Genomic DNA, 18,733 nt, shown 5'->3' with positions numbered 1-18,733 from the left:
ATCCCGCTTCGAATTGCCTTTGGTATTTGCCACCCGAGTCATCGTGCCGCAGCTATTCGATGGCCTCCGGTGCTCTCGTTTCCACGGAACGAACGCGTCGCCAGTCGAGACCCGCAAACAGCGCTTCGAACTGAGCATGGCCCAATGTCATCAGGCCATCTCTGATACCCGGCCAAGTGAAGGTGTGATCTTCCAGTCGCTTGTAGGCCATCACAAGACCGCTGCCATCCCAGTAGATCAGCTTCAACCGATCCGCCCTGCGTGACCGGAACACGAACACCGTTCCAGTGAACGGGTCTTTGCGCAACTCGTTCTTCACCAGCGCAGCCAAGCCGTCATGGCCCTTGCGGAAGTCCACAGGCTTCGTCGCCACCATGATCCGTACGCGGTTTGATGGAAAGATCATGCCGAGGTCGCAAGCGCACGTGCAACAGCCACGACCCGAGCGGTCGATGCACCTTCCTCCAGGCGGATCGTGACAGGGCCGACAATGATCTCGGGACGGCTGACTTCTTTGGCCGGCGGTTCGGCGGCAGGGGTCTCAACGACCATCGCTGCGAATTCCATCGCATCTTCGGGCGCAGGCAACACCAACTTGCCCTGCCGTGCCATCGTGCGCCACGACGACAGGCGGTTCGGCTGCAGCCCATAGCGGCCCGCAACCTCGTTCACTGTCACGCCTGGCCTCAGGCTCTCGGAAACGATCCTGGCCTTCATCTCATCAGGCCAACGGCGATGTCGCTCACGCCCGGTCTTCCCAGTCGTCAGTATCTCCAGTGTAGTGTCCATGGAGAAACTCCCCTCGCTAATCCATGGAAGCCGATCACAGATCAGCGATGACAGGGCAACGTGGGGGCAGAACACCGCTTACCGAAAATACCAATGCGGAAAACCAGGTCAAAGGTCCTTACAGGGCGGGAAGCGGGCTTTCGCTGCGCTCCGGGCCAACGGTAGCTTTGCTCAAGACACGGAGTTTGCAGACAACTAGTTCCGCCCTTCAATATGCGGACACCGCGGCGCAGGCCTACCAGTCTTCGAACGTAAAGACGTCCTCAAGTAGGTGCAATTGAACATCGCCGCCCAATTGGTCGTTCCAGAACGCTTGTCTTACCGCTGCGCTGCCAGACCCCAACCAATCAACAACAATCGTTTCTTTCTTCGCACGCGCTTGAGAAATCAACCTATTGAGATGAATGTCGTTGCCAGAGTATCCAAAGATCACAAACCTTTCACTCTCGTCGAGCGCCATCTGCAAGAACTCCCAGTAGATACTGAGAATCTCGGATGTCGAAATTATTCTTGGCTTGTGCGTGAAGTGTGTCAGGACTAGATGCCTGCCAACGTGTTTGGGTACGATCTTTCTGCGTATTGTAGGCTCAGAGATTTTACGCGGTTTGCCACCAGGCTTTCCCGTAAATAACGGGCTGCCATGCAAATGCAGATACCAACCTCCATACCCTTTTTTCCTAAATAGATTGGTCCTGTCGAATATAGAATCGACGAAACCATCTAATAGCGTCGGGGAATCACCGCCAAGAACTCCTGCCTCTTGAAGTGCCTTCGAAAGTAGGCCGTCATAGTTGAGTGTCGCGACGTGCGAGCCTGTGGCTTTAACACGCTCTATGAACGGAGCAATGAATTCACTAGGCGTTTCACAGGAGGAACCTACGTTTTCCCCTGTCAGGTGTTTGGCGAGATACATTTTTCTCGCAACGGCATACGTGACTTTGTAGACAGCGTCCGGGAATTTCCTCCCTTCCTCAGAAAGCCAATGGCCAGCACCTGTGTCACGTATCGACAAGAGGATTTCACAAGCATTTACGGTGTCTTGTAACTTTGCTAGCTGTTCTTCAGAGGTGGGTTTTTGCACATCTTCCGGCAAACAGGCGGATATCAGAGCCTTCTGATCGTGCTCAAGTGTACCGTCATCCCAAACGTTAATCAGCGCATTTGTCAAATTGAAGGCTTCGGGCGAGATCGCCATGCCCAATCCATTTCCAAATATATAAAGCGACCTCATTGGCGGCTCTATCCGCTTATCGCGATATTCACGATGTTCTCAGCGATGGTCTCAATGGCTTGAGGTGTTGTGTTGTTGACTGTCGAGTATGTCTTACCATCGACTGCATTAAACACTTTGTAGCTATAATTTGGTGCTGTTCTTTGAAATGCGACTTTCATCAAGTGTACACCCGCGCCAGCCCTAGCTCTATCTAGCTCAGGCTTTTGGGTAGCCCAAACGTTGTAGACATCGAAGCTGCGAGCGGACTCAATAGAAAAAAGTGGGTTCACAAGTATCACGAGCCGCCCATCGCACATACGAACACGACCTTTTCGTTCGAAAAGTGCCAGACCACGCTTCCGAGCGAATTTCTCTTCAAACGTTTCATATGCCGCGCGATTGTGAGCTACTTCACTAGGATTATTCGATCTATTTAGGATGTATTCAATTTCATCTTGTGTCGCACCCGATGCTTTTGCTCTTACAGCGTCAGCCAGAATATTATAGTAGTCGTACCCACCCGAACTTTGCATTCGTCTGTTAACTTCTGCGACGAGTTTGGACGGGTCGAGCGAATAATAACGAATGAATGTATTTAGGCTGAGGGTGATAACTGCCGTTGTTCCGCTCATACGCAGCACCTTTGGTTAGCAAACGCCTAGTTTAGGTGCATGCCGTGATTATGCAACTACTAACCAGCCCCCAAAAATCGGATTCCTGGCTCGAATTCATCTGCGAAAGCGCCAAAATGCCTCGTCGTCTAGTGTGGCTTGGTGATGGGGTAACGTAAGACCGCTGCTTGTTACACGAACACCAGCTCTGGGCAGATACTGTTGAAAAACTCACTGTGATCGATTTCGGCCTGCGCCAACCGGAATGGAATTGCGCCCAAGCGGGTCTTCTATCGTGCTGACGAAAAAGGAATCCACATTCCTTGATATTCAGGAATTTTATTCCATTGTTTTAGTTGAGAAATCGGCTGCTGGTTCTTTCAGTGGTTTTTCAACAGTATCGGCCGAGAGCGCACTAATTGCACCCCCGCGTTTCCGATCAATCGTTCTGCATCGACTTCATTTTGTCGCGGACCTGCTCGTCATTGAAGCCTCGTTCGAATAGAGCTACCCGAACTAGAGTTCTGATCATTTCCTTGATCTGTCGGCTTCCAGCGTCGGCATCAGCGTCTGGTGCGAGCTTTGATATGTAAATGCGCATCAGCTGCTCTAGCTTCCCTCCCTCGATGGAAGTCATGTAGGCGTCGGCAACAGCGCGGCCATCGGGACGGCCGAGTAATTTCGACTTCTGGCGGTTTCTGGATGCATACGCTGCCTGGCGGTTTTTCTCAGCTGTCATCGATCCTGCTTCTGTCAAGGGAGTGAACTAGTGGTCGCGTATAACTGCTCCCTCAGACTCGGGTGGATGGCTTCGCGTTCCTAAAAGCATCAAGAACCTTGTCCGCGAAAGCAGTGTGACCAGAGTTGTTAAGTATAATAACGAGTCCCAGTGCCTCCTCCCAGACCATTGGAATGACGCAGTCACGTGGGGCGAGATCGTCGATTAACTTGTCTCGGATTCGCCTCTCTACGATATCTGGAATGTCGAGTATCTCATCATGTAAAGATATCGATTCGATCGCAAACGTTGATTTGTTGTCGCCGTTTTTAACAATCAGGACTTGATACTGAATGTACAATGCGGAGGAGTTGTATGATGTTGCTGGTTTTACCTGATACTTTATCCCGTCTATTTCGAGATTAAAGTCCAGAGCTTTGCGTACCTCAGAATATTTACTATAATTCATGCAGAGAAGTCTTTCGTGTTTAATCTATTATTCTATTAAAATGATATTGTGGACTAAGATGTAAGACAAGAAAAAGCTCACGGCGTGAGACATACCTCAACTAAGAACCACGCCGTGAGTGTTCAGGCGATGCGGATCAGCGCTCTTCGGGCTGCTGTTTCTGCTGCGTGTCGTGCTGCAGATTTTGTCGTTTCGATGCCTGCTGCGATAACTCTGGCATCACAAAGCACCTCCCAGTGAAATTTACGATCCTGAGCCTTTGTGAACACAAGCTCGACCTCGCGATCGCCAGCTACGAGAGCCGCGTATTGGCCGAATACAATTGGCTCTGGCTCCCATTTGAAGAAGGTCCAGTTCCGTTTTCGAAATACCCTCATGCGTTGATCGCATCACAGATTTCGATAATCACATCGTCTTCTTCGATCCCTTGTCCGTGGTTTGTCCGTCCCCAGATCGGCAGACCAGCGAAATCTTCGTCGACTGTCTCACCGCGGGCAGCGAGCTTCTTGGCCAGCCAATCGGTAACGATCCAATGCTCCAGAATGTCGTGTTCTTCCGAAGTCGGATGTTCGCACAATAGGCATGCCTGGTTGAAAAGTTCTGCAGTCGGAGAACCTTCCGCGATCGTCAAGATGAGTGTGGATGCGTAACACAGAACCTCGTGTTCCGCGATGAACTGAGGCGTTTTCATGCTTCTTCTCCTAGTTGGCGGTCAAAGGCTGCTGCTGCTGTTGCAGGTGTCGAGCCGCGGGGTAGTAGAGTGATTGGGGATGGACATTCGGCAACGAAACGCGCGGCCATAGCTTTCCAGGCTGCCAGACACGGCCAGCCGATTGATCTCGCTTCATCGTCATTTAATGGGTATCCGAGCTCGACCTGGTCTGGACGATGCTGCTCGATGATATCCAATGCCTCATCCGCCGCTTGTGCTTGATTGGCTATCAGATGGCGAATTTTCTCAATCACATGATCTGGTGCGGTATGATCGCCACGCGACCAGCCGCCGACGTCGTCGGGCGATGAATTCACGAAAGTTGCCGCCTCGACTGTAGAAAGGCCGCTGATTTTAAGAAGAAGGCCGAATTTGGTCATTTGCAAAGCTCCTTTTCACGCCCGCATGATGGCGAGGGCGACGGCCTCTACGTGGTCGCCTGATGTCCGGCTTAATCGACGCCAGTTGTCATCGCCAGCGAGCTCGTCCGCGACCCGCGAATAATCAGCAGCGTGTAAAATGGCCTGAAGAACAGGGAGTTCACCAGAAGACACCACACAGGCCAACTTCTGGATTCGCTCTACGAGGTCGCCTTGGGTACGGTCATTTTCGTCACCGAACACTGTAGTGAAGTCGCTCCACTTGCGGCAGTCACTGAGGTCGAGCCTCAACCTTTCTGACATGTCCTCGATGGGCGGCAATAATTTCCAACGCATGAAATGACCAGCAAAGCGGTGGTACGTTATGGCAGCATGTGCAAGCCAATATTGATGTTCCTTTAGGGTCAATGTGTCAGCCCAGGTGGTCTCACACAGAACCGTCCGACGATCCATCTTGTAGACGATGCCCGCAGTAAGGTCGGCCGTTGACTCAGACTCGATCGGGCAGTCCTCAAAGGGATCAACGGCCACGACACGGGCGGTAAAGCGCGGCTCCTTGAGATGTGTGATAAAGTTCTGATGGGTTCCGTCTTCGTTGAGCCTACGCTCGATCTGCCAGCTGTTTTGGTTGTTTTCCATGTGCTTTTCCTTCTTGGGTTTTGGTGGGTGGAGCCAAGGATTTGGCATGGCTCCGCCGACCGCGCCGAAGCTACGTCGTGGTGGTTGGGTTGTTAGAGGTAGGGCGAAATCAGCCAGTCAATGGACTGATTTCTGGGACCTGAATTCAGGCAGAGGGCTGCGTCATGCGTATTGTGCAACGTGCAAGCCTTCGAGGGCTTTCTTTGTTATGATGTTGGCCTGTTCGCGGGTGATTATGAGGCCCATACCGCCAGTTGATCGCGGCCTTGTCGTCACCTTCCGCACACTCATTAGCCGCCAACCTTGGCTGTTTCGCTCGATCTCGAAAAAGGTTGTCAACATGCTATATTGGTAAGCATTTGCAGGCCCCGAAGGGCTAAAAATGGCTTGTGCGCCCTTCCGTTTTGATAGCGGAATTCCGCGCTTCTCAAGCTCCTGCTCTGCTTCTATCGCAAGCCTGAATGCCTCCGCTCCCGACAACGTGTTGGCGGTCGCTCTACCGTTTTCTAGCTTGAAGGCCTCAAGGATTGCGGGACGGTTCTCTTCGTCGATTTTGATTGGTTTCTTCATCGCTGTCTTTTCCATTCTGTTTTCTTTCGCGGGAGGGTCTTGGTCTGCCGCTAGATAAGGTGTTGCCCGGTGCCGCTGGCGCTTAGGGCGTACATCATTCTCGGTCCTTCACGTCTACACTCATAGGTCGTATTGCTCTTTCGTTGTCGCTCACTCGTAACGAGCAGCGTGGCTTGAAGATAGGAACAGGTTGCGGCCGTTGTCAAGAGGCGTGAATGAGCATTTATTTCATAAAAACAGTGACTTAATTCAAGAACTCGTGCTCACCCTGTGAGGGTGATTTAGGCCTCCGAACTCCACAACGAGTTCTTGAATTAACGAAACGAAGTCTATTAAAATCAACCTAAACGAGATATGCTGTTTCAATGGCTTAGCCCGTGAATGCGGGTTTCGGCGGACAATTTGGGGGTGATTTAAGTAGAATTAAATCGTGGCTGCGAAACTAAAGACTTCGGCCTCGGGGAAATTCCGATCTTTACGAAATCCGGAACACAAAATTTTTTCCGCCAATCGTTTTTTCCGCGTAATCGAACGCGAGATCGCGGGCGAGAGCGTCAAAGTCGATGTAGGATTCCAAGCGTTTTGGTATCTCGCCGAACAGGCCTTCATCAATAAATCGCTCGGCAAGCTCGCGAAGGCTCCCGATCTCATAGATGTCGATGTCGATGTCATCGACGTTGCCAGATGTCGGATCGAATGAGTGGCCCCCTTCACCAGCAGCGATGATGAATCGTGTTTTTTGGTTGTCGGACCATTCTGCTACGGCTTTTAGGAAGTGACCGATGTTCGATTGATTCAATTGGAAGGCTTTTGCAAGCTCTGCATCGATCGGATTGCCGTTGATAAACTGCAGCTCGAACTCTTTCACTGGATGGCCGTCGGAGTTGACCGCTTTGGCAGCCAGCACCTGATAGTCTTCGATGCTGTGAAAATAGAAGCCTGATGCGCAGATGTCATAGGGCAGCGCGTGAAGGGTAACCGTCATGCCAGCCTCCGCAAAAGCTTTGCGATCAAGACCAGCGGCAGGATCATGCAAAGCGCAAGGCTGACAAACTCTACTGCTGCGGGGGCCTTGATGCTTGCGCTGTACAGCCCTGCGAAAGTGAGAAATGCGATCGGCAATGTGAGGGTTCGGAGGATGAACATTTTGCTTTTTCCTGTGATGAAGTGACTTGTTAAACGTGTGCCAGACGACGAAATGCCTGGAGCCCACCGATTTTGATCTCCCGACGAATTTCGGACGCTGAGTTTGGGATGCGCGAACGTCCTATTTGGGTTCTGCAGGAGCCTTCCTTGTCTTGCTTGTAGATCGCAGCGAAGTACGCGTTCAGGTGACCAGCAGCATCGCGGTCTTCAAATTCTTCGATGATGATGTCGACATGCAGACCAGTAATTTTTGTAATTCTGATAGCCATAGAAGAAACCTCAATATGTTGTTTTTATTGAAGTATTTATAGCATGTCGCTGTAATTGAGCCCAGGTGAATACGCGGGTACAGCATTCTATGCCGGACACATTCCTGGTGATTTCGATAAGATTTTAGGAGGTTCAAACCTGTAGTGATTTGTTCCCCGTTCGATGCGGCTGCAAGCCAATTCGAACCCGTGCGCAGCACGGACCAACTGATTGTTCCCCGTCCGATGCCAACATCACACCGCATGCGGAGCGGCAGTCACCCGTGAGGGCCGAAACAACGTGAAGGACAGCGAAGCTGTTGACAGTGTGAGCAGGGCGGTATGCTTGATGCAAAGGACGAAAACCTGAAACCCACGTTGGTGGGTGATCAACCTTGACTATTTCCGATGCGGCGGTGCAATTAATTGTTGCGCCGCCGAGGCTCTGGAAGGGCTTATGTTCTGCTAGATTAAGAAGCTCATCGAAAGACGTCGCCAAAATCGCGACCGCCTCAGGACTGATGCTCGGGCGCTTGCTTCATCCGATCCCGTAAACTCGTACTACAATGCGCAGCGACTGGCTGCGCGATGCCGATGTTCTGGGAAGGCCGATGACTTTCTGCATTGGTCTCGGGTTGCGGCTGAAGTCGCACGTATCGAACCGCGTGCGGCCATGGATTTCAAAACAGTGCAGGGGATCAGTGACCGCGAGGAAGCACGGCAGAAGCAGGATCAAATGAGACGTCAGCAAGAATGAGACGTCGGTGAAAAAGAGACGTCACAATAATTGAAGGACTCGGTAGCCCAGTGAAATCGAGAACAGTTGGAGTTCGCGCTGGCGTGAACATCTGACGCAATTCAGATGATATCTCGGTCATCTGAAAGGCCATGCACACTGTACGGGCTTCCCTGCGAAGGCGTACAGCACCTTTGGGAATTGAAATGGACCTGAGGTCATTTCTGCACTGTAGCAGTGCCTCTCGGCAAGGGAGAGCATATCGGAACGATAAGCATGGCGGTCATCGGTAACGATGATATCGTGGGAATTCGCGCATGCGGTTTCGGAAAAGACATCAGCCACAGGAGCGTCAGCAAAGCGCCATTGAAGATGGGACGCGGGACTGACTGGTGCCGAAACCGCATTCAATCTGGATGGCTTGAAAGGCCTTCCTGCAAGCCTCTGGCATGCCTTTCATCGCAAAACTGACCATCACCCATCAGGCAGCTTTAACTGCATCTGAGGCGAAGAACAGGCCATCTGGCGGGCAAACGATATAGTCGTCATCAACGTCAATTGCGGTTGGCGAACCGCCACAGCGCCGCCAGTGTCGCATCGTTGGCTCAGATGATTTTGAAACGATGTCGATCACCGTATCCATCACGGAATCCCTGCAATCCCTGTGCTCCTGGAACGCGATCCAAGCCTCGTGTTCCGCCAGAGCCTCGTTGTCAGTTTCGTTGTCGTTTGCGATGACTAAGCTGTCGATCATGCAGGGACGTGCTGGTCTGGTTTCAGATGACCTACCGTTCTCTGATGGCTGGCCAATGGTTTGAATAGGTTTTTTTGGAATGTGCGTAGATACCCTGCCTATATAACAAAGAGCGTCTTTTACACTCGTTACTCCGATCGCTGACTGCAGCTCTTCGAAGCGATTATGGACCGTCTGTCTGGATAAGCCCGATGTCTTCGCCAGCGCAGTTTTCGAAGGGATGCCTTTGCCATCAGCGGTGCATCGGTTCCAGGCTTCTATCAGGCGCTCAATTGTCTTGTCGGCTCTGACTGCAGCAGTGTAGCGACCTGCAAACGCTTGGCGCTCCTTCACGCCGCGGATTTCAGAAACTAGGTGTTGCAGACGGCCAGGCGATCGCATTGATTTGCCTGAAATCTTATTCGGGTTCCACGTGTTGACGACCCAGGTTGCCACCTTGCGCCGCGCATACTTGATCGATTTTGGCTTCATTCCTTGGCTGGCGACCAAGGATGTAAGCTCTTTCTGTAGGCGGTTGATGAGAGGATCGCGGTCTCCACTTGCCAGCGCTTCGAGATACATCGGATCGTGGTCCTTATCCCACTGGACCATCAGGCTCCTGGCGGCATCGAGGCAGCCGTTGAAGAACTCATTTGAGTGGCGGAATGTCTCGCCAGTCACTGTCGCAATGTTTTCGCGCATCAGTTTCGCCCGATCAAGGCTCATGTCCAGGTATGCTGCATGTTCATCTAGAGAAGGCCACTCATCTGAAGGGCATTCTGTATGATAGAGAGGTGACAACGGGTTCTTGACCAGTTGTGATGTCGCTGGTGCCTCTGGATCGGCCCCGAGGTCAGCTAGCGCTCGGCATAAGCCGTAATAGACGGCCTTAAACTTCCTGAGAAATTTGTTGTCGACGTTCAAGACCCCGCTGTTGATGGGCAGGAGCCAAATCAGGTGAGGGCGGATCAGCCGGCCGTCGGCCGTCCTGATCCCGACAATGAAATTTGGCAGCGATCTGATCTTCTTGGCCTTCACTTTCTTGTTGAGTGCCTTCATCAGATGATCGATGCTTCTCCAGACCAGATCAGTGTCAAAGCGCAGGAAGCCTAACAGCGTCTTGTTGCCTTCGACGATTGGAGCATCCATACCCAGGATTTTGAAGTGTGCGGGCTCCAAAACGCGTGTGTACACATCGCCTTCTGCCGCACCTGTGGCGGCTTCCTTGTCCTGTGCAAGGCTGTTTTCGAACTCTGCCAGCATCCAATCTGGAACGCCTTCCATCCGCCCTTCAGCTAGTTTGATCTCGACGTCGCTGTGTTCCCCCCGATGCCAGCAGACGCGCATGCTTCGTGATTTATGAACGAGGGCGGGCCAGCGAAGGGCGGATTTCGTGCCAAGCGCTTCGGATTTGAATCCTTCAAACTTCAACCCAGAGCGGACGAGACAGCCCGAGAGGATGATGTCCTCACTTAGTCTGAAGCCTTCATCTATTCTGGCCTGGCGCTCGGCAGCCTTTTGCCACATCTTGCCGAGCGATGGACCATCGATGGCTGGATCATACGGATATGCCGAGATGTGGGCGGGACGATTAGCAATCCGCTTGATCTGTTCGACCGTCTTGCCGTCTTTGGTCTCGGTGACCATCTCATAGCGCCAGCGGGGCGGCAGCCGACCGCCATTTGCTTCAATGAGGGCTGTTTGCGCTGCTAGCCGCTCGGGAAGGGATGCTTTTGCTTTCCGCTTTTGGATTTCCGCTTTGCGCCGCCGATCGGCCTTCTTCGCTTTCAACCGACTGGCTTCTTCAAGCCAATCGGTGAAGGCCTGCTCTTGCGCCGATGTCATGAGCTCGGCATGGGCTAGATGTGGATTGCCATTGAGGCAATGCGCAGGAATAAATTCCTTAATTCCATCCATTTTCGCTGTGTTGGGTCTTTACAGCAATGCTTATATAATAGATCATATGAAAACACTCCTAGAAAAGCACCATCGAGGGTTCCTGCCCTATGACGTGGTGCTTTTTTATGGTCAGTCGATATTATTCAAAGGTCAATAGTTGTTGTGAAAAATATAATATGCCCAAATGGGAATGGATGCTTTCGGGCAATGCATTTTTACAATACAGATTATATGTGCTTGTTATATGCGGTGCGGCGTCTTGTCTTTCTTCGTATCAACCCAAATCAATGCCCAGCTTAATTTTTGCTTCCTGTTTTATATAGCCAACCGCCAAATCTCTCATGATACCAAGCGTTACGCCGCCTAGCTGGCCTGCGGACTCTTTCGTTTTATTCCAAACTGTGTCCGACCGAACGGCTGCGAGGTAGTCGTGCCCCTGATTGGTTATCCGATAGACCCCTTTATTGACGGCTTCAAAGAAGCCCGCATCACATAGCAATTCCGCATGTTGGTGCCGTTTTTGTTCCTCGGTAGTCATGCTGAGGTGTTGCACGGCCATAAGATAAGGCTCCGAAGATGCTTCGGACTCTAAGAGCAACTGACGAATATAATCATCATCCCGCTTCATGGCTTGCCTTTCGTTTTCTACCTTGCTTTGGCTTCTCGGTCGCAGTTAACGGCACAATCATCTTCTCATACAGTCCCAGAAGATGCTCCACCCGCTCACTATCGGATGAAAATCCGCTCTTGCGGTAAAGCCTGTCGACAGCACCGTCGAGCGCCTGATGCGCTTTGCGCAGATTGGACGGCATAAGGTCGGGGTCGTACAGGTCGGCGAGCGTTGCGCTCACATGAGAGGCTCGCGCATCAAGCACAGCCTGCGCCAGCGGCTCCAGCTTCTTTAATGCCGTGTCGGATGCTGGCGGCATTGGGAACGTGTTGTAAACGAGGCCGATGGAATACCGATAATCGCTCTTTAAGCGTCCCCCCATGTATCGAAGCCAGCTCATGTGCATTGCTGAGGTCAGAAGGGAAAAGACGGGTTTACTCGCGCCATTAAGTACAAACAGGAGGTCGCTCGGAATTGTTGGAGGCTCTACCCATCCGATAGGGATGTACTCCCGCCGTATCGAGCTGACTTTCGGAATTACCAAGAAGGACGTGGGGGGAATAACCTCAACATTAAATTTCTCGGGATAGTCTGAAATGGCCAATGTGCTCTTGCGCTTGCTTTTTGCGCGAAAAGCTTTGACAGCCCGCATCCGCTCAACGACCTTGGGCATAGCCTTCAAATCGCTGGGACTGGCCTTTTGTAACGACAAAATCCAGCGCGCCCCACCGTTTATGTGCTCACGTGACCCTAAATAGGGCCGAAGGAATTTCGTTGCTAGCGGCTCCTCGGTAAGGAAAGCTGCTCGCTGGTCAGCATCGAAGATATAGTTTCCGTCATCGATTGGCTGCGAACCACTCAACAACTGCGGCAAGCTATTTTTCGGTCGCCCAACCTCTTTCACAACCACATGCGGATTAGCGAGCTTGCCAGCGTCAAACAGATACGGCGAAATCGCCGCGTGCTGGCTCTCGTGCGGCTCGCCGTTGATGTCGTCATAGGAGAACAACCGCCTGACCTTTGGTGTGCGGTCGGCCTTGGTGAGGCCGATAATCACCACATGCACATGGGCTTTGCCTCGGGCGTCTGAACCCCACGCAAAGGTTCGGTGGGCAAAAGCAATTTCCAATTTGCAGCGGTCAAACAGGATGGGCCAAAGCTGGGCAACCTGCTCGCCCTGCGTGATGGAATTGGTGGACACAAAGCCAATGCTGGCTTTGCTGCCCTTCACGTATTCCCCTGCCTTGATGAACCACGCCGTCACATAATCGAGGGTGCCGCCTGTTTTCCCAAGGTCGGCAATGCGGCGCACCTGTGCCCGCTGCTCGTCGCTTTGGTACTTGGCCCCGATAAAAGGCGGGTTGCCGAACACATAAGAACACTTGGCAGGAGGCAGAAAGCCTTCCCAATCCGTTTCCAGCGCATCGCCGTGCAAGATATGCGGTGACTTCCGAAGCGGAATCCGCACATAGGTCTGCCCGAACTCAAGGCTGAGGCGGCTGTTCATGATGTGATCCATCATCCACAGCGCGGTCTCGGCGATGCGGGCAGGGAACTCGCCAATCTCGATGCCATAGAACTGATCGACGTTGACCATGGACAGCTCGGCCGCATCAAGCTCTTGCTGTCCATCTGGCGCTGAATAGGCTCGCAACTCCCGAATGACTTCAATCTCAAGGGCGCGCAGCTCGCGATAGGCGATAATCAGAAAGTTACCGCAGCCACAGGCAGGGTCAAAAAAGTGAAGCTCGCCAAGCCTTTTTTGGAACGCTTGCAGCTCAACACGGCGGCGACTGTCCTTGCGCCCACGAACGCGCTCAAATTCCGCTCGCAGCTCGTCCAGAAAGAGCGGCTGAATAACTTTCAGAATATTCTTCTCGGTCGTGTAGTGCGCTCCTGCCGCCCGCCGCTCAGCGCTGTTCATGACGGATTGAAAGAGCGAACCGAAAATCGCGGGGGAGATGCCTGACCAGTCAAAGCGGCCCGCATCAATCAGGCGCTGACGCATGCCTGTGTCAAAAGACGGAATCAGCAAGGGGCTGCTGAACAGAGCACCGTTCACATAGGGGAACTTCGCCAAATCCTCGTCTAAGTTATTCGGCCTCTTGTCTTCGGGTGTGTTGAGCACCTGAAAGAGCTGGGCAAGCCAACCGCCCATGTCCGAACCATCTTCACGGGTGCGGGTTTCTAGCAGGTCGAGGAAGATGTCTCGCGGTTCGAAAATCCCCGTGTCATCAGCAAACAGGCAGAACACAATCCGCACCAGAAACTGCTCAAGGTCGTGACCTGTATACCCTGCCTCTTCAAGTGCATCATGAAGCTTACCGACCAGCTCGGACGCTTTGATGTTGACGGGGTCTTGGTCTTTGAATGTGCGTTTTTGGAGCCCGAGAATGAAGCCCAGTTTTTCCACGTTCTTGACCAACTCGGAAAGCGGGAACGCAACGGCCTCGTCTTCCTCAAGGTCGTACAGCTCGAACGTCCGAAAATCGCTTAAGAGGATGTAGCGGGGGAGATCAGAATCTTTAAGTCCAGGGAAATAGTCGAGCGCCTGCTTCTTGGCCTTTTTCAGGTCACGGCCCACACTCTTCTGCTCGACCAGCAGAACGCCCTTCCAAAACAGGTCTATATAGCCCCGCTTGTCACCGAGGTTGTTGACGGGCTCCTCAAAAGAAGCAACCCGCTTAACGGGCACGCCGAACACGTCGAAAAAGTCCCGATAGAAAAGCTGGGTCTGGCCTTTTTCATAGCCATCATTTGCCCACTCTTTGGCAAACGTCGCTGCTCGGGCGCGGATTTCATTCCATGATAGCCGCATCGTCTGGGTGGTCTTTCACTCGATTTTATTCAAATTACTTCCGACGTTCGCGTATGGCGCGCATCTTGGCAAGGGGAGTGTCGTCGTGTTTTAGCCGTTTTCGTGCCTGCATCTGTCACGAATTGATCTAATGCGGTTCCATCGAATGGCTTTAGGCCGCGCAACAGAATTTCCAAAAGGCGGTTTCTCAGGGGGCAAGTGCAAAAAAACATTGCAACGATGGAGCCCATGGAAACTGGGAACATGAAATACGGTGTCTTTAGAGTGGCTCCGAATCAAAAGGGCTACCCCTTTGGATTGCTTGTGCTGCAGGGACTGGCGGTCTTCTGGAGTCTTCAATTAGAAATTTTTGGCAAAAATTGTTCCGGAGTTGTAACAGGCGAGCCCAATTTAGGATTTAATAAGGTTGAAACCCTTGTAAAGTGGTGATCCCGGCAGGATTCGAACCTGCGACACCAGGATTAGGAATCCTGTGCTCTATCCCCTGAGCTACGGGACCACGCGCGAATGTGCATACAGAAAACCGCAACGTTCCACAATATGCGAACGACGCCGTCGCGCCGCGCTCAAGTGTGCGTAGGCGTTTGCTGCGGGCCGCCGAGAGGTGACGAGAGGCCGCAGCGTGGCGTGAGGTTGGGGACAGGGCGATATTGTGCCGCCCCATCCGAAAAAACCTCTCAGGCAGCCAGCGCTTTTTCGGCCAGATTGACCCAATAGGAAACGCCGATGGGGATCGCTGCGTCGTTGAAATCATAGGCGGGGTGGTGAAGGTTGGCAGTATCGCCATTGCCGACCCAGATAAAGGCGCCGGGGCGGGCCTCGAGCATGAAGGAGAAATCCTCACCGCCCATGGTCGGCGCCACGGCACGATCGACCATGCCCGGACCGGCAGTACGTTCGGCCACGTCTGCGGCGAAATCGGTCTCATCGGCGTGGTTGAAGGTCACCGGGTAATTGCGCAGATACTCCAGTTTCGCCTCGGCGCCATGCGCGGTCGCGATGCCACGAACGATTTCACCGATGCGGGTTTCAGCCATGTCACGCATTTCGGGTGACAGCGTGCGCACGGTGCCGGCCATTTCAACGGTTTCGGGAATGACGTTGTAGGCGGAGCCGCCCAGGAATTTGGTGATCGAGATGACCAACGGCTCCAGCGGATTGGCCTGACGCGAGGTGATCGATTGCAGCGAGGAGACGATGGCGGCGCCGGCGACGATCGGATCGACGGTCTGGTGCGGCATGGCAGCGTGGCCGCCGCGCCCGGTAATGGTCACGTCGAAGAGGTCGGTTGCCGCCATGATCGGACCCTTGCAGATGGCAAACTGACCGACCGGCAAGCCTGGCAAATTGTGCATGCCGAACACTTTTGTGATGCCGAAACGCTCCATCATGCCGTCATTGACCATTTCACGGCCACCACCGCCGCCTTCTTCGGCGGGCTGGAAAATCACCGCCACGGAGCCGGTGAAATTGCGGGTTGCGGCCAGATGCCTTGCCGCGCCCAGCAGCATGGCGGTGTGGCCATCATGGCCGCAGGCGTGCATCTTGCCGGGGGTGCGCGAGGCCCATGGCGCGCCGGTTGTTTCCTTGATTGGCAAGGCGTCCATGTCGGCGCGCAGGCCGATCGCCGGACCGTTGCCGCCGGGGCGACCGTGAATGATCCCGACCACGCCGGTGCGACCGATGCCGGTGACGACTTCATCGCATCCGAAGGCCTTGAGCTTGTCGGCAACGAAAGCGGCCGTGTTATGTACATCGAACAGCAATTCGGGAGCGGCATGAAGCGCGCGGCGCCACTCGGCAATTTCGTCCTTGTTGGCAACAACGCCATCAACCAGTTGCATTCTCCACCCCTATGGTTGTTGTATCGGTGTTCCTGCGGCAAAGGCTGCAACCTTGATATCGCCTTTTGCCATCTATCTGCCATATAGGCTAAGTAGGCGCAGTTGACGAGAGTAAAGCGGCGGGTGGAACGGCCTTGATGGTGCGTGGATTCACTAGGCGGCGACAGGAAATCACTGAAAAATCATGGAAAACCGGAAGTCCAGAATGAACTTGTTGTCGCAGATGCGCCGGACTGTTGCCGGATTGACCTTGCTGGGGTTGGCGTTGCTACCGGCGCTTCAGGCTTCGGCCGAGCCGAAAATTGTCGTCGATGCCGCTTCGGGCCGTGTGATCGAACATGAACAGGCGTTCCAGCGCTGGTACCCTGCATCGCTAACCAAAATCATGACCGCCTATGTCACTTTCCGTGCCGTTAAATCGGGTCAGATGACGCTCGATACGCCGATCACGATGTCGGCGCGGGCGGCCAAGGAAAAGCCGAGCAAGATGTATTTCAAGCCGGGAGAACGGTTTCCGCTGGATTCGGCGTTGAAATTCCTGCTGGTCAAATCGGCCAATGATGTTGCCGTGGCGCTCGCTGAAGCGGTGTCGGGCTCGGAAGAGGCGTTTGTCGCTGAAATGAATGCGACTGCGCTGCGGCTGGGCATGCGCTCGACCCGGTTCATCAACCCCAATGGGATGCCGGGTGAGGGCCAGTACACGACCGCGCATGATCTCGCGTTGCTGGCCATCGCGGTACGCCGGGACTTTCCCGAATTCCAGCGCTATTTCGCCTATGAGGGGTTTGCGGTCGGCAACAAAGCCGTCGCCAATTACAATTTGTTGATCGGCCGGTTTGATGGTGCCAACGGCATGAAGACCGGCTTCATCTGTGCCTCGGGATTCAACCAGGTATCCTCGGCGACCCGGAACGGAAAGACCGCGATTTCGGTGGTACTGGGTGCGCCGTCGCAGGAGGCCCGCGCAGACGAATCGGCGCGGTTGCTGCAGGAAGCGCTGACCACACCCGCTCTGGGTAGCCCGACGCTGTCGACCCTTGCACCCTACGGCGAAGGGCGTGACGTGGTAGCCGACATTTCCGGCGAAATCTGTACACCGGAGGCGCGCGCGAAGCGTTATGACGGCCGCGATGTGAATGGCAAGCTTGTGTTCAAATCACCCTATATCGTGGCGATGACGCGCGAGCCAAGACTGGCACAGGCACCCATGAGCCCGACGCTGAAGCCCTCGGAAGTGGCGCTGTCGCGGATCCCGATCCCGACGCCACGGCCGCTGGACACGCTGGCGGGAAGCGAAGCGCCGTTTTCGGCCTCCGCCTTCACAACGCCGGCCGCGGCTGCGGAAACCATGCCGCTGCGCCCCGCCAAGACAGTGCCGGTGCCAGTGCCACGGCCTGAAATCTGATTGCGCGAAAAAGGCCTGCCAATGACCAGTGATACGTCATCCGCCCCGTCATGGAGCGCACCCCGCTCCGTCCCGGTGTCGATTCTCACCGGGTTTCTCGGCGCCGGCAAGACCACGCTGCTCAATCGGCTGATTGGCGATCCCTGGCTCAGTGACGCGGCCTTGATCATCAACGAATTCGGTGATGTCGGCATTGACCATCTGCTGGTCGAGCGGTCGGCGGACGGGGTCATTGAGCTCTCCGATGGCTGCCTGTGTTGCACGGTGCGCGGCGAACTGGTCGACACCCTCGCGGATCTGATGGACCGCATGCAGACGGGCCGTATTCGACCGTTCTCGCGGGTGGTGATCGAGACCACGGGCCTGGCCGACCCGGTACCGGTGATGCAATCGGTAATTGGCCATCCTGCGTTGGGCCAGTCCTATCGGCTGGAAGGTCTGGTGAGTGTGGTCGACGCCGTCAACGGCCTGGCGACGCTTGAAGCGCACGAGGAGGCGCGCAGGCAGGTGGCGGTGGCCGACACGCTGGTGATTTCAAAGATCAGTCTTGCGGCGAACACCGAGGCGCTGCGGGCGCGGCTTTCAGCGCTCAACCCGCTGGCGCGAGTGGTGGACGCCGAAGATCCTGACCTTGACGCCAAGAGCCTGTTTGACAGCGGTGTCTATGACCCGGCCACCCGCTCGATGGATGTGGCGCGCTGGCTTGAAGGCGGGAGCGGTGATCATCACCATGGCGATGGTGAAATTGGACATTCCCATGATGGGCACGGCCATGAGCACGGGCACCACCATGATGTGAACCGGCATGATTCGCATATCCGTGCCGATACGTTCGTCAGTAAGCAGGCGATCTCGCCGGAAACACTGGCGATGTTTCTCGACCTGCTGCGCTCGGCGCATGGACCCAATCTATTGCGGATGAAGGCGATCGTGCGGCTGTCGGATGATCCATCGCGGCCGCTGCTGCTACATGCGGTTCAGAGCCTGATGTCGGAGCCGCAACGGCTGTCGGCATGGCCCGAAGGAGCGGAAGAGAAGACGCGGTTGGTGGTGATCACGCGGGACATGCCGGAGGGATTTGTGGCCGAATTGTTCGCAAGTTTTGCCGGCGAACCTGGCATCGGACGTGCCGACCGGGCGGCGTTGGTTGATAACCCGCTGGCCATCCCCGGGGCTCCGGTGCGACGCTGAAT

Annotated in this window: 20 protein-coding genes and 1 tRNA gene; 3 read left to right on the top strand and 18 right to left on the bottom strand. The window is 54.3% G+C overall.

Annotated elements, in window-relative coordinates:
- Nucleotides 1–52: 52 nt before the first annotated feature.
- From tnpB to ACK6D9_RS00680, 16 genes are all read right to left on the bottom strand, one after another.
- Entirely contained in the window at nucleotides 53–406 is a 354-nt protein-coding gene (tnpB, locus tag ACK6D9_RS00755) for an IS66 family insertion sequence element accessory protein TnpB (RefSeq protein ID WP_267656562.1), read from the bottom strand.
- Nucleotides 403–789, bottom strand: a complete 387-nt coding sequence (gene tnpA / locus ACK6D9_RS00750; RefSeq protein ID WP_267656563.1) for an IS66-like element accessory protein TnpA — start codon at nucleotides 787–789, stop codon at nucleotides 403–405. Before tnpA ends, tnpB begins: the two co-directional genes overlap by 4 nt.
- 235 nt (nucleotides 790–1,024) lie before the next feature.
- Nucleotides 1,025–1,984 carry an SIR2 family protein gene (locus ACK6D9_RS00745; RefSeq protein WP_412050260.1) on the bottom strand — a complete coding sequence of 320 codons (960 nt, stop codon included), beginning with the start codon at nucleotides 1,982–1,984 and terminating at the stop codon, nucleotides 1,025–1,027.
- Between the two features lie 44 nt (nucleotides 1,985–2,028).
- Nucleotides 2,029–2,634, bottom strand: coding sequence for a hypothetical protein (locus ACK6D9_RS00740; RefSeq protein WP_412050259.1), 606 nt, complete (start codon nucleotides 2,632–2,634; stop codon nucleotides 2,029–2,031).
- Between the two features lie 418 nt (nucleotides 2,635–3,052).
- Nucleotides 3,053–3,352: a hypothetical protein gene (locus ACK6D9_RS00735; protein ID WP_412050258.1), complete on the bottom strand. Its 300-nt coding sequence runs from the start codon at nucleotides 3,350–3,352 to the stop codon at nucleotides 3,053–3,055.
- A 52-nt stretch (nucleotides 3,353–3,404) separates the two neighbouring features.
- Nucleotides 3,405–3,800 (bottom strand): hypothetical protein, encoded by a 396-nt coding sequence (locus ACK6D9_RS00730; RefSeq protein WP_412050257.1) that lies wholly within the window; start codon nucleotides 3,798–3,800, stop codon nucleotides 3,405–3,407.
- A 122-nt stretch (nucleotides 3,801–3,922) separates the two neighbouring features.
- Entirely contained in the window at nucleotides 3,923–4,177 is a 255-nt protein-coding gene (locus tag ACK6D9_RS00725) for a hypothetical protein (RefSeq protein ID WP_412050256.1), read from the bottom strand.
- Nucleotides 4,174–4,491 carry a hypothetical protein gene (locus tag ACK6D9_RS00720; protein WP_412050255.1) on the bottom strand — a complete coding sequence of 106 codons (318 nt, stop codon included), beginning with the start codon at nucleotides 4,489–4,491 and terminating at the stop codon, nucleotides 4,174–4,176. The genes ACK6D9_RS00725 and ACK6D9_RS00720 overlap by 4 nt, the downstream gene beginning before the upstream one ends.
- On the bottom strand, nucleotides 4,488–4,892 hold the full coding sequence (locus tag ACK6D9_RS00715) for a hypothetical protein (RefSeq protein ID WP_412050254.1): 405 nt from the start codon (nucleotides 4,890–4,892) through the stop codon (nucleotides 4,488–4,490). Before ACK6D9_RS00715 ends, ACK6D9_RS00720 begins: the two co-directional genes overlap by 4 nt.
- 15 nt (nucleotides 4,893–4,907) lie before the next feature.
- Entirely contained in the window at nucleotides 4,908–5,531 is a 624-nt protein-coding gene (locus tag ACK6D9_RS00710) for a hypothetical protein (RefSeq protein ID WP_412050253.1), read from the bottom strand.
- Nucleotides 5,532–5,693: 162 nt separating this feature from the next.
- Nucleotides 5,694–6,116, bottom strand: a complete 423-nt coding sequence (locus tag ACK6D9_RS00705) for a hypothetical protein (protein ID WP_412050252.1) — start codon at nucleotides 6,114–6,116, stop codon at nucleotides 5,694–5,696.
- Nucleotides 6,117–6,576: 460 nt separating this feature from the next.
- Nucleotides 6,577–7,086: an antirestriction protein ArdA gene (locus ACK6D9_RS00700; RefSeq protein WP_412050251.1), complete on the bottom strand. Its 510-nt coding sequence runs from the start codon at nucleotides 7,084–7,086 to the stop codon at nucleotides 6,577–6,579.
- 190 nt (nucleotides 7,087–7,276) lie between these two features.
- Nucleotides 7,277–7,516: a hypothetical protein gene (locus ACK6D9_RS00695; RefSeq protein ID WP_412050250.1), complete on the bottom strand. Its 240-nt coding sequence runs from the start codon at nucleotides 7,514–7,516 to the stop codon at nucleotides 7,277–7,279.
- A 1,196-nt stretch (nucleotides 7,517–8,712) separates the two neighbouring features.
- Nucleotides 8,713–10,881 carry a hypothetical protein gene (locus ACK6D9_RS00690; RefSeq protein WP_412050249.1) on the bottom strand — a complete coding sequence of 723 codons (2,169 nt, stop codon included), beginning with the start codon at nucleotides 10,879–10,881 and terminating at the stop codon, nucleotides 8,713–8,715.
- Between the two features lie 256 nt (nucleotides 10,882–11,137).
- The gene (locus ACK6D9_RS00685; protein ID WP_412050248.1) at nucleotides 11,138–11,491 is read right to left on the bottom strand and encodes a DUF2513 domain-containing protein; all 354 of its coding nucleotides are present in this window, start codon (nucleotides 11,489–11,491) and stop codon (nucleotides 11,138–11,140) included.
- Nucleotides 11,478–14,291 (bottom strand): class I SAM-dependent DNA methyltransferase, encoded by a 2,814-nt coding sequence (locus tag ACK6D9_RS00680; RefSeq protein WP_412050247.1) that lies wholly within the window; start codon nucleotides 14,289–14,291, stop codon nucleotides 11,478–11,480. Before ACK6D9_RS00680 ends, ACK6D9_RS00685 begins: the two co-directional genes overlap by 14 nt.
- A gap of 198 nt (nucleotides 14,292–14,489) precedes the next feature.
- On the opposite strand from ACK6D9_RS00680, the gene ACK6D9_RS00675 reads away from it, so the two are divergent.
- Nucleotides 14,490–14,720 carry a hypothetical protein gene (locus tag ACK6D9_RS00675; protein WP_412050246.1) on the top strand — a complete coding sequence of 77 codons (231 nt, stop codon included), beginning with the start codon at nucleotides 14,490–14,492 and terminating at the stop codon, nucleotides 14,718–14,720.
- Here the strand turns inward: ACK6D9_RS00675 and ACK6D9_RS00670 are convergent.
- Nucleotides 14,715–14,790: transfer RNA gene (locus ACK6D9_RS00670), tRNA-Arg, on the bottom strand. The genes ACK6D9_RS00675 and ACK6D9_RS00670 overlap by 6 nt on opposite strands.
- A gap of 178 nt (nucleotides 14,791–14,968) precedes the next feature.
- On the bottom strand, nucleotides 14,969–16,135 hold the full coding sequence (locus ACK6D9_RS00665; protein ID WP_322988487.1) for a M20 aminoacylase family protein: 1,167 nt from the start codon (nucleotides 16,133–16,135) through the stop codon (nucleotides 14,969–14,971).
- Nucleotides 16,136–16,340: 205 nt separating this feature from the next.
- Between ACK6D9_RS00665 and ACK6D9_RS00660 the strand changes: the two genes are divergently transcribed.
- The gene (locus tag ACK6D9_RS00660) at nucleotides 16,341–17,540 is read left to right on the top strand and encodes a D-alanyl-D-alanine carboxypeptidase family protein (RefSeq protein WP_412050245.1); all 1,200 of its coding nucleotides are present in this window, start codon (nucleotides 16,341–16,343) and stop codon (nucleotides 17,538–17,540) included.
- Nucleotides 17,541–17,561: 21 nt separating this feature from the next.
- Complete coding sequence (locus ACK6D9_RS00655) at nucleotides 17,562–18,731, top strand: CobW family GTP-binding protein (RefSeq protein ID WP_412050244.1); 1,170 nt, start codon at nucleotides 17,562–17,564, stop codon at nucleotides 18,729–18,731.
- The last annotated feature ends 2 nt before the right edge of the window (nucleotides 18,732–18,733 follow it).

This window comes from Hoeflea sp. Naph1, from assembly GCF_046837775.1.
Classification (GTDB): domain Bacteria; phylum Pseudomonadota; class Alphaproteobacteria; order Rhizobiales; family Rhizobiaceae; genus Hoeflea.
Note: the sequence above shows the minus strand (reverse complement) of the source record. Positions and strands in the feature narration are given on the sequence as shown.

Excerpts from the sequence above, each read along its gene's own strand:
- tnpB (WP_267656562.1), bottom strand. The coding sequence starts at position 406 with ATGATCTTTCCATCAAACCGCGTACGGATCATGGTGGCGACGAAGCCT.
- tnpA (WP_267656563.1), bottom strand. The coding sequence starts at position 789 with ATGGACACTACACTGGAGATACTGACGACTGGGAAGACCGGGCGTGAG.
- ACK6D9_RS00745 (WP_412050260.1), bottom strand. The coding sequence starts at position 1,984 with ATGGCGATCTCGCCCGAAGCCTTCAATTTGACAAATGCGCTGATTAAC.
- ACK6D9_RS00740 (WP_412050259.1), bottom strand. The coding sequence starts at position 2,634 with ATGAGCGGAACAACGGCAGTTATCACCCTCAGCCTAAATACATTCATT.
- ACK6D9_RS00735 (WP_412050258.1), bottom strand. The coding sequence starts at position 3,352 with ATGACAGCTGAGAAAAACCGCCAGGCAGCGTATGCATCCAGAAACCGC.
- ACK6D9_RS00730 (WP_412050257.1), bottom strand. The coding sequence starts at position 3,800 with ATGAATTATAGTAAATATTCTGAGGTACGCAAAGCTCTGGACTTTAAT.
- ACK6D9_RS00725 (WP_412050256.1), bottom strand. The coding sequence starts at position 4,177 with ATGAGGGTATTTCGAAAACGGAACTGGACCTTCTTCAAATGGGAGCCA.
- ACK6D9_RS00720 (WP_412050255.1), bottom strand. The coding sequence starts at position 4,491 with ATGAAAACGCCTCAGTTCATCGCGGAACACGAGGTTCTGTGTTACGCA.
- ACK6D9_RS00715 (WP_412050254.1), bottom strand. The coding sequence starts at position 4,892 with ATGACCAAATTCGGCCTTCTTCTTAAAATCAGCGGCCTTTCTACAGTC.
- ACK6D9_RS00710 (WP_412050253.1), bottom strand. The coding sequence starts at position 5,531 with ATGGAAAACAACCAAAACAGCTGGCAGATCGAGCGTAGGCTCAACGAA.
- ACK6D9_RS00705 (WP_412050252.1), bottom strand. The coding sequence starts at position 6,116 with ATGGAAAAGACAGCGATGAAGAAACCAATCAAAATCGACGAAGAGAAC.
- ACK6D9_RS00700 (WP_412050251.1), bottom strand. The coding sequence starts at position 7,086 with ATGACGGTTACCCTTCACGCGCTGCCCTATGACATCTGCGCATCAGGC.
- ACK6D9_RS00695 (WP_412050250.1), bottom strand. The coding sequence starts at position 7,516 with ATGGCTATCAGAATTACAAAAATTACTGGTCTGCATGTCGACATCATC.
- ACK6D9_RS00690 (WP_412050249.1), bottom strand. The coding sequence starts at position 10,881 with ATGGATGGAATTAAGGAATTTATTCCTGCGCATTGCCTCAATGGCAAT.
- ACK6D9_RS00685 (WP_412050248.1), bottom strand. The coding sequence starts at position 11,491 with ATGAAGCGGGATGATGATTATATTCGTCAGTTGCTCTTAGAGTCCGAA.
- ACK6D9_RS00680 (WP_412050247.1), bottom strand. The coding sequence starts at position 14,291 with ATGCGGCTATCATGGAATGAAATCCGCGCCCGAGCAGCGACGTTTGCC.
- ACK6D9_RS00665 (WP_322988487.1), bottom strand. The coding sequence starts at position 16,135 with ATGCAACTGGTTGATGGCGTTGTTGCCAACAAGGACGAAATTGCCGAG.
- ACK6D9_RS00660 (WP_412050245.1), top strand. The coding sequence starts at position 16,341 with ATGAACTTGTTGTCGCAGATGCGCCGGACTGTTGCCGGATTGACCTTG.
- ACK6D9_RS00655 (WP_412050244.1), top strand. The coding sequence starts at position 17,562 with ATGACCAGTGATACGTCATCCGCCCCGTCATGGAGCGCACCCCGCTCC.